A 13,559-nucleotide genomic window follows, 5' to 3' on the forward strand; every position below is an offset into this window, starting at 1 on the left:
GCCTCAGGCCAGCCTGAAGGAGCCGTCACCTCCCATGGAACCGCAGCCGCACCCTTCCGGAAACAGCCAACCCCGCACGCGACAGCCCGTCGAACCCGTCCTTATGGACACTTCCGAGGTCGCCGCAATGCTCAGCATGTCCACGAGCTGGGTCTACAGGGAAGCGTCGAAACTGGGCTTGAAGGGATACAAGCTCGGCCGGGGCAAGAACGCCAAGGTCCTGTACAAGAGGACCGAGGTCTTCAAATGGCTGGAGAACCAGAAGATCCACTAATCACTGGTCTCGTGGATGCTCCAGCCGCGGCCGACAAGTTCCTCCGTGTAGGGCGCAGCGTGCCGCCGATGGGCGGCCAGCACCAGCAAGTGCGTGGGGCGGGTGGCCCCGACGAAGATGAGCTGTGCAGCGCGCTGCACGGTCACTTGTGCACGCTGGACGTTGCCTCCGACCAGGAGCTTGAGCGTCTCCTGGATGTCGTGCTTACTGCCTCTCCTGTCCAGGCATTCAAGGAGAAGTGTTGCTGCGTGGGTCTCCCCCTTGGCGCCCTGTATGGACCCTGCGACGGAAGGCACACGCAGCGGCGGGTCCTGATCGTTGTGGGCTGTGACGTCGCTGGCAGTGCCCTCCGGCCGTGGGACAAACCTAAGGCTCTCCGCCAGCGCGGCACTGCCTCGCAGCGGCGCCTGCGCAAGGTCGGGAACGAGTTCGAGGAGTCGTGCGGTCGTAGACTTCCAGGCCGTTTCATCGGCGTCACCGAGGCCCATGAGTAGATCGCGCAGGACCATCCGCAGTCGGCCGCCCGCCGTGGTCATGGATCGTTCCAGGCGGCTCAGAGGCGGGAGGGGCACGGTGAGGGCCGGCCTCATGGTCGTGCGCACACCTTCCCACAGCTCGGCTACTGCTTCGTGGTCACTGCCGGTGGCTGCCCATCGCGCTCCGGCAGCGCGAACAGTGCTGATCAGGATCCCCTGCGCCGCAACACGTCCTGCTGGAGCGTGGTCGGGGAGGTAGCAGGTGAGCGCCTGCGGATACTTGGGCGATGTTCCCTTGGCCAGCCGTGCTCCGAGTATGCGAGGCGGGTTTCGGTCCAGCACTTCACGCGGGACGAGCGCATGTGCCATGCGTTCGAATGCCGGCACAACCTCAAGGACGGAATGATCGTCGAAGAGGAGGAGGCCGATCTGGGTGTCCGGGCCGGCACCGCTGATCCGTTGCTGTCGGCGGATGGTGAGAGCGCTCGCCATGTCCGCGATCTTGGGTCCGAATCTCTGGCTGACGGGCAGCTCGGCGGCCAACGGGGCTGGAAACGCTGATGCCCTCGCCGAAGCCGGCATTCCATCCGTGTAGATCCCCTGGTTCACGTCCCCCACACGCTGAACGACTACACCGGAGGAGAAGACGAGGTCCAGCAGGTGCTGCTGCACATCGCTGGTGTCCTGCATCTCATCGAGCAACACGAACGGGAAGCGCCGTGATACCGCCATGGAAATTTCAGGGTTCCGAGTGAGGTACCACTCCGCGATCGCGTACATGTCGTCATAGCGGAACACTCCTTGCTTGGCCAGCTGCCGCTTCAGACGAACGAACTGCCCGCCGCTGACTGTCGTATCAGGATCGGCCGGCGTGCTGCCGCGGGGGCCGGTCACCTTCAGCTTTCCGGCCTCGCAGACGAAGACAGCCTGGGCCACGGTGTCGAACCCGTCGCGGCGACGCCTCAGGAAGCTCCGGAGAGTGGCGAAGTCGGGGCGTTCCAGCAGTCGCAGGGCTGCGGCTTCGTAGACGTCGTCGTCCACAGCCTGCACTTCGTAGCCCAGGGCGCGGATGGCCGGCAGGGCGAGGAAGGTGTTGGTGAAGGACTGGATCGTCCCGATGAAGTGCGGGTACTGGAGAAACCGTCGTCCGTCGGGAACCGCTGTGAGGCGGTTGATGATCTCGTCCTTCGCGGTGTTCGTGTGCGAGAGGACGCAGATGCCCTGGGTCCGTGAGGTCCATGCGGCGGCGAGCAGGGCCAGCTTGAGTCCGATCAGCGTGGTCTTGCCGGAACCGGGTGCCGCTTGGAGGTCCTGGGAGAGCTCGCTTTGTACGAAGTCCCACTGCTCGGCATGGGGCAGGTCGAGGCCAAGGATCCGGGCGAGCGCCTCGACCTTGTCCTTCACCAGGGCATCGGGCAGATACGGAGGCTTCACCGCTCCACCTCGCCGCAGATGTGGTTGAACGCAGCAACCAGATAGGGAGGAAGATCGCCTTCCGTAAGTTCCGTGGCCTCGAGGAGGTCAGCCGCGTGCTGGGCTGCAATCGTCTTGCTGGCGTTACCCAACTTCAAGGGCTCGTAAATACGGAGAGCGACAATCTCCAGTGGGACGTCGTCTGCCTTCCACGTCTCCACCTCCTCCTGCGCAGCGTCAGTCAGTTTCTTGAGCCTCTCCGCGCCCGGCCACGAGCTCTCGGACGAACGGGCCGCGCGGACCGCCTGGTGCATCAGGGTAGCCATGGGCCAGGAAGCCGCCGCGAGGTCGTACTCGAGGGTCCAGGAATCCGAGACGAAGGTCTTGACCGGCCCGTTGTCCTCCTTCTTGAGGCCGGCGACGTGTTCGGCGATCTCAGCCGGAGTCATCTCCGCCGAGCAGCGCAGTTCGCCCCTCATCTTGGCCGAGGTGTCTTTCGGTACGAGGTCTCGGTCCCTGATGCAGGCCACAGGGATGGGGACCTGCTCGCCGTCGCGCTGGAAGATCCTGCTGTAACGGAACAGCCCGACGTGCCCGACGTTCACCACGCTGATGCCGCGTTCGCTGAAGGATCGGCCCATGGCCTTGGCGAGAGCGGGAAGGAAGATCGCCTCGGCATCGCCCTCAACGACCGCGACGCCGCGGGCGAAGAACAGGTTGGCCTTGGTCACGTCCAGGAAGCGGGAGAGAAAGGCGTAGTCGCCGTCGTCGAGCTTGGTGTGCCCAGGCGCCAGGCTGAACGTACGTCCCCGGGCCACCATCGTGAGGGACCCGACCGGCATGGCTGACGCCAGATTGGGGCTGTGTGTGGTCAGGATGACCTGGACGGGCGCCGCTGCGGCTTCCTCGGCTTCTTCCGACCGTTCACGCAGCAGATCCATGATCCGGGTCTGAAGTTGCGGATGAAGGTGAGCCTCCGGCTCCTCGATGAGCAGCAGCGGCGCGATGTCGCCCTTCCCGAGAAGCAAGAGCTCTGCGGCCATGAACAGCGCGTTGTTGTAGCCCAGCCCACGACGGGTCCATTCGTCGGACGCCGAGAAGAGAGTTAGCTCCAGCCTCTCCAGGGCCCGGGCCAGCGACGCGTCACCCGCGACCCCGATCTTCCCTCGGAGCACGTCCCCGCCGATCGCGAACTTCTGCAGGTACGCCGTGTTGATGTCGTCCCGGGCCGCGGTAACGGCTGCGTTCCGGCCGATGTGATGCTCTGCGCGGCTGAGGATGCCTACGAGCGTGGAAGCCGAGTCGTCCTCCGCGTCGAAGTCATCCTTGTCCTGGTCCGTCATCGCTGGATAGCTGGCAAGGATCTGCGACAGCCGGGACCCTCGCCCCGAGCGGAGCTCTGCTTCGGCGTCTCGGAGCGGACGAAGGTAGGTGGCTTTCAGGAACTCACGCGCCGCCCCATCGAGAGCCGGCCCATTCCCGCCCTCGCCGGTGCGCGTGCTCCAGGACACACGATTCCGGAGCGGGTCCATGAGCTGCGCCTTGAAGGTGACGTCCAGGACAGCGTTGCCACGACCATTATTCGACAGCAACTCCAGGAAGGTCCCCTGCTCCTGCGTAGACAGGTCCTCGAACCGACAGGAGATCGAGAAGCTCTCCGCCCTGCCACGGTCACCGACGTGGAAGTCGTCCCTCGATACCCGGTAGTAGTCCGCCGCCGCGGTCTGCAAGCACAGGCGAATCCCGTCGACGATCGCAGTCTTCCCGCTGTCGTTCTCTCCCACCAGAACATTCGTCCCCGGACTGAACGACACATCCAGCGACTCGCCCGAACCGTCGTCCTCTTGTGCCGCAGCGCCAAAGATCCTGAAGTTCTCGGCGCGCAGTCGCGCTAGGTACATGGCCCCCCATGTCACAGGGACCTGCGCCCGAGCAGGCGCAGGCGCAGACAACCGCCTCAAGTGCCCCACCCGTAAGCGGATTACCCACGGATCATATGCCCGCACTGGTTGCCTATGAGGCGGATCACCGTGCTTCGTAGCCAACCAAGGATCACTACCTGGTTCTCACCAGGGTTGGCGACGTGGTCTCCGTAGCGCTGTGACTACGCTGCAAGAGGCCACTGCATAGCGCGCCGCATCCTGCTGGGCCAGCTCTGAGGTCGGCCTAGTATTACGGCAGGACTTCGATGCGTTGCCTGGTCAATGACGCCGATCGTCTTTCACGAGGGTCGGTCTACCTTTGCTGCACCCCCGCGTCACGCGTGAAGCACCGACCGTCCCGCATCGGACAGTCGCACGACGACCAGTACATGTGCGCGAATGCTGAGCTGGCGTTGTCAGAGCCCGCTGTCACCATCCGAGCATGGTCCAGATCAGCCCCAGGCTCGCCCGCACGTACTTCGCGGAGATCTCCGCCGGTTCCGCCATCCCGCTCGCCCTGGACGACCTCGTGAGTATGGCGCGGCTGCGCCAGCACGGCCACGTCGTCCTCGGCGACATCGCGGTCCGCTGCTACAAGTACAAGTCGAAGTGGACGTACGACGAACGCGACATCCGCCGCGCCGCCCAGGTGTTCGCCGACTTCCTCCTGGACACCGACGACGTCGTAGAGGTCCAGCTGCCGCCCTACCGCGAGCACAGCGGCCAAGACCCGGAGGAGCGGGCCGGGCCAACTGGCGGGAGCGGATCGCCTCCTGGATGTACTGGGACGCCCGGCACACCCACGAGCTGAAGCGGCCGTACGAAGTGCGCGACGACAGCTGGCAGCGGATCGGCGTCGGCGGGATGCCAGGGGAACTGACGTGGGAGGAGTTCATCTCAGCGTCGAGCAAGAGCCGGCGGACCATCGGCAACACCAGGCCGCTGGAGCTGATGCCCCGCTCGGACAGCGGCCTCTTCCTGCCAAAAGCCTACGCCGAACTTCTCAACCGATGGGAACAGGCGGCAGAGGGGCTCGTCGGCCGGGCCCGGATCTGCAGCCGCTCGCGTGCCCAGGGCCCAAGGTGGGGCGCTTGGCGCACGCCGAGCCCGCTCGGCTACATCACCCTGTGCCCGCCATGCTCGGGAGCCACCTTCCAGCGGTACACCGGCCACCTGCGCGGGGTTCTCTACGAGTCGCCTCGCAGGCGCCGCACCCGCGCCGACGAATACCTGTGCCGCATGTGCGCGGAGACGCGGGCGTCGGTCTGGGACCACTGCCACGACCACGGCTACGTACGCGGCCCGCTGTGCGCCAGCTGCAACACGTATGAGGGGAAGAGCACCGCACCGCACACTCCTTCCTGCGGGTCCCGGAGGGCTCCGCGCTGCACCTGTTGGAGTGCCGCGGCTGCTTGGAACGGCGGACCCTGCCCACCCGATACCACGCCGCCCTCGCCCGGAGGATGCATCTGGAGGCGACCGAGCGCCACGTCATCCGTTCCCGCCGCTGTCGGCGTGAGCCGTACGTCGAGGACGCCGAACTTGACCAAGGCGTGTACCACTTCGAACTGACCTGCTGGTGGCACGACTCACAGTGGTCGAAGGCCGTCACGGCGGTGGAGGCCGCGGCGCGGGTGCGGGAGTTTGCCGACCAGACGCTTGCGGCCGGACAGCCAGGCGCCGTGGTGCTGGCACCGCGCGTGCCAGCGGACACACCGCACCTTGCATGACCCCGCGAAACGGGAGCGAGCCCGGACCATTGGTCCCGGCTGGGACTGAGCACGTCTGTGTGCGGATGCGGAATACCTAGAGCTTCCATGTGATTGGCCTTCCTGACGAGAGCTCGGGAGGGGGCGCTGGTGGCCGAGCTGATGTTGTTCCAGCGAGACGCGGACGGGCGGGATGTCGAGCTGTCCGGTTCGACGGTGGCGCTGGAGGTCGAGCTGCAGCGGCGGGTAGAGGCCGGTCTGGAGCAGATGCTCGGGATCCGGTTCGTGGCGTCGGAGTATGCGACCGGGCCGTGGCATCGGGGGCGGATCGACACGTTGGGGCTGGACGAGAACGGCAGCCCGGTGGTGATCGAGTTCAAGAGGGGCTCCGACAGCGGGGTACTGTCGCAGGCCGTCTCGTATCTGTCCTGGCTGCGTTCGGCGCAGCACGAGTTCGAGGCGCTCGTCCGGAAGGTGCTTGGGGCGGAGGCCGCCGAGTCGATCGACTGGCGGCGTCCGCGGATGGTCTGTATCGCGGCCGGCTTCTCGCACCACGACCGGGTGGCCGTGCAACGACTGCCCGAGCGGATCGACCTGGTGCGCTACCGGATCTTCGAGGGCGGGCTGCTGAGCCTGCTGCTGGTGGACTCCTCGCCGGGGGTACCCGGCGCGGCGCCCCGGCGGCGGCGTGAGCGGGACGCGGTGGCCGAGGACTCGCCAGCGGCCCCGGCGGTTCCTTCGCCGGCGGGTGCCGGCCTCGTCCCGAAGTGCCTGCGCGATCTGCTCGCGGAGGTGGACGAGGCGCTGACGGCGTGGGGCGAGGTCGAGGTGGTGCCCCTCAAGCACTACATCGCCTACCGGCGGCTGGTGAACATCGCGACGGTGATCTTCCGTTCGAAGCACCAGGTGATCCTGGTCTATCTCAGACTCGACCCGGACACGGTCGTGCTGGAGGAGGGGTTCACCCGGGACATGCGCGAGGTCGGGCACCTGGGGACGGGGGATCTGGAGGTGCGGATCGCTTCGGCTGCGGACCTGGAGAAGGCGGCGGCGTTGATCCGGCGGGCGTTCGAGGCTGCCTGAGACAGGCAGAAGGGCGGCTGGAGCATCGGTTTCTCGATGTTCCCGCCGCCCTTCGGCGTCTGCTGCCCGCCGGCCCCGGGGTCTTCGTTCTCATGATCAGCTCTCCGGTCCGGCGAGGTCGAAGTCGTCCTGGACGAGTTCGTCGCGAAGCCGCTGTTCGGCGACGTCGGCGTAGTGCGGGGAGAGCTCGACGCCGACAAAGTTCCGGCCTTCTCGGAGGGCGGCGACGCCGGTGGAGCCGCTGCCGGTGAAGGGGTCGAGGACTGTGCCGCCTTCGGGGCAGACCTGGACGAGCTGCTGCATGATCTCGACGGGCTTCTGGGTGATGTGGACCCGGCCCTTGCGGGGCTGGGAGGCGATGTAGTGGCCGGGCAGGTAGAGGTCGCGGGTGTGGTCGAGGGATCCCTTGACGCCCCAGACGATGAACTCGGAGTCCTGCTTCGGCCCGCCCTTGCGGGGCCGACTGGCGGGCTTGATCCACGGGATGGTGCCGCTCCAGGTCCACCCGGCCATCTGCAGGGCATCCGTCGTGGTCGGTTCCTGACGCCAGTCGGTGAAGACCATGGCCACCGCGTGCTCGGTCGAGGCCCGGTATGCCTCGGTGAGCAGTTCAGTCAGCCAGGAGCGGTAGGAGCGCTGGTCGCGGTTCTCGCCCGGGAAGTTGGCGAGGTCGTGGGCGCTGTTGCTCGTGACGTACTTCGCGCGCGCGGTGCGTCCGGTGCGTTCCGAGCTCGTACGGCCGCCGGAGTTGTACGGCGGGTCGGTGATGACGGCGTTGACGCTCTCGTCCGGGAGGGACTTCAGGACGGTCAGGGCGTCGCCTCGGTGCAGCGTGTAGCTCATGGAGGGCCTCTTTCAGAGCGTAGCGGGTCTCTCCCCGCTCCGGGCAGCACTCAACGGCGGTCTTCCGGGGTGGGGTTGTGCCGAAGGTTAGTGGCGTTCTCCGGCCGGGCCCAACGGGCCGACATGGGCGCCGGGACTCGTTTGGTGCGGCCGGAATCCCGGTCTACTGTCTCGCCGTGTCACCGGAACCGAGCCTCGCTTCACCCCGCTGACCTGCGCTTATCCGTGCTGTCTCGTCCAATCGAGCCAGACGGAAAGCACGTTGCCCACGCGTTTTCCGATGCCGTCCGGAGGCCCTCGTGTTCCGCCGCCTGAGATTACGAGCGCGGCCGGCTGCCGCGCATGACCTGAGACCGGCGTCCAGGAGCTACCAACTCCTCTGACCGGGCCCGCCCAAGAGGCGGATGCACATCGGCGCGGTGCCGGCGGCTTTGCACGAGAAGCCGGCGCCGCGCCTCCTACGAGCACCGAGGAGCCGCTGCGATGCAGCATGCCCTGATACCTCCACGCCCCGCCCCGTCGCCGTCGCCCGGTCGTCCCCGCCGCCCTGGTGAACGGCGGCGATGATGAAGAGGACCACCAAGGGTGCCGTCGGCCTGTTCACGGCCAGCTCGATGCTGTTGGTCGTGCCGGTCCTCGCCTTCGGCGCCGGAACCGCTTCGGCCTCCTGCCCGACCGGCGGCGCGCAGTCCGTGGACACCGCGGCGGTCGCCGACCAGGTGAAGGCCATCCTGGCAGGCGGCGGCAAGGCGGCGGTCTCCGTGCCGGGGCTGGACAATCCGGCCGAGCAGATCCCCTTCGCCAAGACGATCCAGGCCACCGGCGTCGCGATGAACGTCTCGGCCCGGGGGCAGGTCGTGGCCCTGGCGACCGCCCTGCAGGAGAGCGGCCTACGCAACCTGACCTGGGGCGACCGCGACTCGCTGGGCCTGTTCCAGCAGCGTCCGTCGATGGGCTGGGGCACGGCGAACGAGATCCTCGACCCCGTACACGCCTCGACGAAGTTCTACGAGGGGCTCAAGAAGGTCTCGGGCTGGGAGTCCCTGTCGATCACGCAGGCCGCCCAGGCCGTGCAGCGCTCGGGCTTCCCGGAGGCGTACGCCAAGTGGGAACCGCTGGCCACCGCTCTGCAGAAGGCCATCGCGCCCCTGCTGCCGAAGGCCGGTGGTGGTGGCGAGTCGCCGGCCCCGGCGGAGGACGGTGCCATCGGTCCTCCGCTCGGTGCGGTGGGCGGCTGTACCGCTGAGGGGGACGGGACCGACTTCGGCACCATCCCGGCCGGCGCGCTCCCCAAGGAGTACAGCATCCCCGCGACCGCTCCGCAGGAGGTCCAGACGGCGATCCGGTGGGCGCTCGGCCAGCTCGGCACGCCGTACCAGTGGGGCGGGACCTGCACCGACTCCCACGGCGACAAGGCGATGCGCTGGTGTGACTGCTCCTCCCTGATGCAGCAGGCGTACAAGGCCGCCGGGGTCACCCTGACGCGGACGACGTACACGCAGGTCAAGGAGGGCAAGCCGGTCTCGGCCGACGCCCTTCGGCCGGGTGACCTGATCTTCACCGAGGGAACGGCCGCCGTACCCGAGCACGTCGGCATGGCCATCGGTCAGGGCCTGGTCGTGCACGCCCCGCGCACCGGCGACGTCGTCCGCATCACGACCGTCGCCGCCTGGAAGTCCGGGATTCTCGCGGTCCGCCGAGTCGTCTGACCGGCATCTCTCCCCCTCTCCCCTTTCTCGCACCGCCGCTCCACCTTCACGGGCTTTGGCGCGCCTTTACCGAACTGGAGTTCCCATGTATCTCGCCGAACAGGTCATACAGCTCGCCTACGACCCCGGGATCAAGCCGAACGAGGGCGGCCTGCCGGGCCTGAACGTCCTCAAGCAGGTGATGGGCTCCATCAACCTCTTCGGGCTCATCGCCGTGGTCGGTGCCCTCGCCGTCAGCGCGGGAGTGTGGGCCTGGGGCCACCACTCCGGCGGCCACCAGGCCGAGGCCAACGGCAAGAAGGGCGTCCTGGTGTCCGCCGGCGCGGCCCTCCTGCTCGGCGCCGCGAACGGCGTGGTGGCGTTCTTCAGCACGCTGGGGACGCAGGTCCGCTGATGTCTTCCCACTCGTCCAACCCCGGCGGCGCATCTCGCGTGCGCCGCCGGGCGCTGCTCGGCACCGTCGTCCTGGCAGTGCTCCTCGCCCTCGCCAGCCTGGCCGCCTACCTCACCCGCGACAGCAGGGCACCCGCCAAGGCCCCTGTCCCGCGTCCGAGTTCGCCGCCGGCTTCCTCCTCGGCCGTCACGCCGTCCGGGCCGCCCACGGTGATCACCCGTCCCCGCGCCCTGCCGGTTCCTCCGAGGACCACCGACCCGATCGCCTTCGGGAAGGCGGCCGCAGCGGCGCTGTGGTCGTACGACACCCGGGCGTACCCGCAGGCCGAACTGCGGCGCGCTCTGCACGCGTGGCTGACCCCGGAGGCCAAGTACGCCGACGCGGCCTCCGTCGCCCGGGGTATCCCCTCGGCGGTGCTGTGGAAGGAGATGGCCGCCAACGGCCAGTTCGCCACGGCCACCGTGAACGAAGGGCACTTCCCGAACGCCTTCACCCGGGCCCTTCAGGAGAACCCCGGCGCGATCACCCAGGCGTACATCTACGCCGTCACGGTCTCGGGCAAGCAGACGATCGCCTGGAAGGGCTCGCCCGCCGGCGGCGCGGAGAGCCGCTCCACCACCCTCGCGGTCCAGTGCCGCCCCAACCAGCCCTGCACCCTGGCCGGCGTCATGCCGTCCGTCGCGCCCTGAGTCCCGTTCACGAAAGGAGGTACCCCCATGGACGTCTGCGGCCTTCCGATGATGGACAAGGTGTGCACCGCCGTCGACTTCGTCACCAACCCAGCCGGGGCCGTCACCGACGGCATCGGCGCGTGGATCGCGAAGTCGGCAGGAGAGCTGGCGGCCAGCGCGGCGGACCTCGCCGCCAAGGCCGTCAACGAGACGACCGCCATCGACCTCAACGCCGGCTGGTTCCGGGACAACTACCAGCTTCTGCTGCCCATCGGGCTCGCGCTGACCGTCGGCATCTTCTGCATTCAGCTCATGTTCGCGGCCTGGCGGCGCGACGAGCGGGCCCTGGCCCAGGCCGCGTTCGGCACCATGACCGGCGTCCTGTTCAGCTTCTCCGCCATCGCCTTCACCACCGTCGCCATCACCGTGGTCGACGCCCTGTCCGACGGACTGTTCCAAGCCGCCAACACCTCGGTCGACGACGCGATCCGCCGCGTCGTGAAGATCAACCAACTCGGTGCGATGTACGGCCTGGGCTGGGGCGTTCCCGCCCTGGTCGCCTTCGGGTGTGCGATCGGCGCCTTCCTGTACTGGGGCGTCATGGTCGCCCGGAAGGTCGGCGTCCTGATCATGGTCGCCCTCGCCGTGTTCGCCGGCGCGGGCGGCGGCTGGGAGGTCGCCAAGCGCTGGCGCCGGGGCTGGATCGAGGCCACCGCCACCCTGATCGTCTCGAAACTCCTGATGACCATCGTCTTCCTGATCGGCGTCTCCGCCATGGGCAAGAGCGACGCCAACGACGGCCTGTCCGCCCTGTCGGACGCGATGGCCGGCATCGTCGTCATGGTCCTGGTGCTGCTCTGCCCGTACGCGACGTACAAGTTCGTCCACTGGGCGAGCGACGGCGGTGGCCACGACGACCTGCACCGCACCGGCGTCGCGGGCATGGCCGTCGCCGCCGGGGCGGCGAAGACCGCCGGCAGCCTGGCGATGCGGGTCGGGACCGGAACCCCCGCTCCGCAGGGGCCGAGCCAGGTTCCCGGCGCGGGCGCCGACGGTGTCGCCTCCGGCATCAATCCTGCCGGCGGCACCCTCAGCAAGGAGGGCATCGACGCCGGCCCGCCCAAGCCGCAGACACTCTTCCGCTACGGCGAGGCCCCGAACGCGACCGGCGACAAGGGCCGGGCCCTGATCCAGCGCCCCGGCATCCCGCCGCTCATCACCCGACCCGGCGAAGAGGAAGCGGAAGGTTCCCAGCCGGGTGCCCAGGTCGTCAGCGGCAGCTCCGGTCGTCCCACCAGCACGTCGGCTCCGGGCAGCGGCGTGAGCCACCTCGGCACCACGCCGCCCGCCGGGCCCTCGGCGGCAGCCACCGGCTCGCCGACACCTACACCGACGCCGACGACCTGGGTGTTCCCCACCCAGCCACCCGAGGGCTCCTGACCCACCGCACCCCGGGGGCGGGCTGCCCCTCCGCAGCCCGCTCCCACCCCGCCCGACCACCAGGAAGGCTCTGCCATGACCTCCAGAAGACGCCGCACACCCCGTCCTCTTCCGCCCGCTCTCACCGTCTGGAATCAGCATGTCCGGCAAGCACCACGCCGAAGTCCCCTCGGCCACCGTGAAGTTTCCCCACCGCAGCAGGCGCGGCGTCCTGCTCGGCCTGACCGCCCCGCAGCTCCTCGCCGCCGGACTCACCGGCCTTCTCCTGCTCGCCGTGATCCTCGCCCGCGGCGTGGTCGGGGCCCTCGCGCTCATCCCCCTGTGGGCCGTCATCGCCCTGTTCGTCTTCGTCCGCCACCGGGGCCGCGCCCTGGCCGACTGGACCCCGATCGTCGTCCGGTACGCACTGCGCCGGATGCGCGGCCAGCTCCTCTGGCTCACCCGCCCCTCGCGCCGGCCGACCCGCGAGGGACTGCTCCACCTGCCCGGCACCGCCGCCAGCCTGCGCGTGGCCACCGCCCCGGACGGCCGGTACGGCGCGGTCCACGACCCGCACAACGGCACGCTGACCGCCGTGGTCAAGGTCTCCTCCCGCGCCTACGCCCTGCTCGACCCGGGCACCCAGCACGCCAATGTCTCCGGCTGGGGACGGGCCCTGGCCGCGCTCGCCCGGACCGGGCAGATCGCCCGCATCCAGGTGATCGAGCGCACCGTCCCGGACTCCGGCGACAGCCTTCGCCGCTACTGGGAGGAGCACGGCCGCCCCGACACCCCGGTGGCCGGAGCGATCTACAACGAGCTGATCCAGAGCGCCGGTCCGGCCGCCGCCCCACACGAGGCGTACGTCGCGCTGTCGCTGGACACCAAGGCGGCACGCCGGCTGATCAACCAGGCCGGCGGCGGCCTGACCGGGGCCTTCAATGTCCTGGCACAGCTGACCTCGACCTTCGAGCAGGCCGCGCGCACCGCCGGCCTCAACCCGACCGGCTGGCTGACCGCCCGCGAGATCGCCGCCGTCGTCCGCACTGCCTACGACCCCAAGGCCCTCGCATCCCTGGACCGCTGGTCGGCCACCGGCCGCCCCGAGGCCGAGCCTGCCGCTGCCGGTCCGGTGGTGGTCGTCGAGAAGGCGGACCACATCGCGACCGACTCCGCCGTCCACGCCACCTACTGGGTGGAGAACTGGCCCAGGACCGAAACCTCGGCCGGCTTCCTGCACCAGCTCCTGTTCACCGGGGGCGTCCGGCGCACGCTGTCGCTGTCCTACGAGCCGAAGGGCCTGGACGCCGCCCTGCGAGACGTCCAGCGCAAGAAGGCCAGCGTGATCGCCGATGCCGCCGAGCGGGCCCGGCGCGGCCAGGTCGACTCCGAGGCGGACTCGATCGAGTACCAGGACATCAAGTCCCGCGAGCGGCAGCTCATCGCCGGCCACGCGGACGTCGCCCTGACCGGTCTGCTGACCGTCTCGGCCGACTCCGAGGAGGAACTGCGCACCGCGTGCACGGTCGTGGAGACCGCCGCCGTCGGCGCCCAACTCGACCTCCGGCCGCTGACCTGGCAGCAGGCCGAGGCGTTCACCGCCGCCGCCCTGCCGCTCGCGCTTGCCGCGTAGCCCCGGCACTCCC

Annotated in this window: 13 protein-coding genes; 10 read left to right on the forward strand and 3 right to left on the reverse strand. The window is 68.9% G+C overall.

Going from position 1 to position 13,559, the window contains the following annotated elements:
* Positions 1 to 103 precede the first annotated feature (103 nt).
* Positions 104 to 274, forward strand: a complete 171-nt coding sequence (locus ACFW1I_RS17630) for a helix-turn-helix domain-containing protein (protein ID WP_384670665.1) — start codon at positions 104 to 106, stop codon at positions 272 to 274.
* Here ACFW1I_RS17630 and ACFW1I_RS17635 read toward each other — a convergent pair.
* Both ACFW1I_RS17635 and ACFW1I_RS17640 read right to left on the reverse strand, forming a co-directional pair.
* Complete coding sequence (locus ACFW1I_RS17635) at positions 271 to 2,184, reverse strand: UvrD-helicase domain-containing protein (protein WP_384670600.1); 1,914 nt, start codon at positions 2,182 to 2,184, stop codon at positions 271 to 273. The genes ACFW1I_RS17630 and ACFW1I_RS17635 overlap by 4 nt on opposite strands.
* Positions 2,181 to 4,064: an ATP-dependent endonuclease gene (locus ACFW1I_RS17640; protein ID WP_384670602.1), complete on the reverse strand. Its 1,884-nt coding sequence runs from the start codon at positions 4,062 to 4,064 to the stop codon at positions 2,181 to 2,183. The genes ACFW1I_RS17635 and ACFW1I_RS17640 overlap by 4 nt, the downstream gene beginning before the upstream one ends.
* A 463-nt stretch (positions 4,065 to 4,527) precedes the next feature.
* Between ACFW1I_RS17640 and ACFW1I_RS17645 the strand changes: the two genes are divergently transcribed.
* The 4 genes from ACFW1I_RS17645 to ACFW1I_RS17660 all read left to right on the forward strand — a co-directional run bounded on the left by ACFW1I_RS17645 (position 4,528) and on the right by ACFW1I_RS17660 (position 6,877).
* Positions 4,528 to 4,896 carry a hypothetical protein gene (locus tag ACFW1I_RS17645; protein ID WP_384670603.1) on the forward strand — a complete coding sequence of 123 codons (369 nt, stop codon included), beginning with the start codon at positions 4,528 to 4,530 and terminating at the stop codon, positions 4,894 to 4,896.
* Positions 4,897 to 5,036: 140 nt separating this feature from the next.
* Entirely contained in the window at positions 5,037 to 5,657 is a 621-nt protein-coding gene (locus tag ACFW1I_RS17650) for an endonuclease domain-containing protein (RefSeq protein ID WP_384670667.1), read from the forward strand.
* The gene (locus tag ACFW1I_RS17655; protein WP_384670670.1) at positions 5,549 to 5,815 is read left to right on the forward strand and encodes a hypothetical protein; all 267 of its coding nucleotides are present in this window, start codon (positions 5,549 to 5,551) and stop codon (positions 5,813 to 5,815) included. The genes ACFW1I_RS17650 and ACFW1I_RS17655 overlap by 109 nt, the downstream gene beginning before the upstream one ends.
* Before the next feature lie 129 nt (positions 5,816 to 5,944).
* Positions 5,945 to 6,877 (forward strand): DUF5655 domain-containing protein, encoded by a 933-nt coding sequence (locus tag ACFW1I_RS17660; RefSeq protein WP_384670604.1) that lies wholly within the window; start codon positions 5,945 to 5,947, stop codon positions 6,875 to 6,877.
* 96 nt (positions 6,878 to 6,973) lie between these two features.
* On the opposite strand, the gene ACFW1I_RS17665 is transcribed toward ACFW1I_RS17660, so the two are convergent.
* Positions 6,974 to 7,720: a DNA-methyltransferase gene (locus ACFW1I_RS17665; RefSeq protein WP_384670605.1), complete on the reverse strand. Its 747-nt coding sequence runs from the start codon at positions 7,718 to 7,720 to the stop codon at positions 6,974 to 6,976.
* A gap of 566 nt (positions 7,721 to 8,286) precedes the next feature.
* On the opposite strand from ACFW1I_RS17665, the gene ACFW1I_RS17670 reads away from it, so the two are divergent.
* The 5 genes from ACFW1I_RS17670 to ACFW1I_RS17690 all read left to right on the forward strand — a co-directional run bounded on the left by ACFW1I_RS17670 (position 8,287) and on the right by ACFW1I_RS17690 (position 13,546).
* On the forward strand, positions 8,287 to 9,429 hold the full coding sequence (locus ACFW1I_RS17670; protein WP_384670669.1) for a C40 family peptidase: 1,143 nt from the start codon (positions 8,287 to 8,289) through the stop codon (positions 9,427 to 9,429).
* A gap of 85 nt (positions 9,430 to 9,514) precedes the next feature.
* Positions 9,515 to 9,823 (forward strand): DUF6112 family protein, encoded by a 309-nt coding sequence (locus ACFW1I_RS17675; RefSeq protein ID WP_093549354.1) that lies wholly within the window; start codon positions 9,515 to 9,517, stop codon positions 9,821 to 9,823.
* Positions 9,823 to 10,512, forward strand: coding sequence for a hypothetical protein (locus ACFW1I_RS17680; RefSeq protein WP_384670607.1), 690 nt, complete (start codon positions 9,823 to 9,825; stop codon positions 10,510 to 10,512). The genes ACFW1I_RS17675 and ACFW1I_RS17680 overlap by 1 nt, the downstream gene beginning before the upstream one ends.
* Positions 10,513 to 10,539: 27 nt before the next feature.
* Positions 10,540 to 11,934: an ATP-binding protein gene (locus ACFW1I_RS17685; protein WP_384670608.1), complete on the forward strand. Its 1,395-nt coding sequence runs from the start codon at positions 10,540 to 10,542 to the stop codon at positions 11,932 to 11,934.
* A 139-nt stretch (positions 11,935 to 12,073) separates the two neighbouring features.
* The gene (locus ACFW1I_RS17690) at positions 12,074 to 13,546 is read left to right on the forward strand and encodes an SCO6880 family protein (RefSeq protein WP_384670610.1); all 1,473 of its coding nucleotides are present in this window, start codon (positions 12,074 to 12,076) and stop codon (positions 13,544 to 13,546) included.
* Positions 13,547 to 13,559 lie beyond the last annotated feature (13 nt).

Source organism: Streptomyces sp. NPDC058955 (assembly GCF_042741435.1).
In the GTDB taxonomy this organism is placed as follows: domain Bacteria; phylum Actinomycetota; class Actinomycetes; order Streptomycetales; family Streptomycetaceae; genus Streptomyces.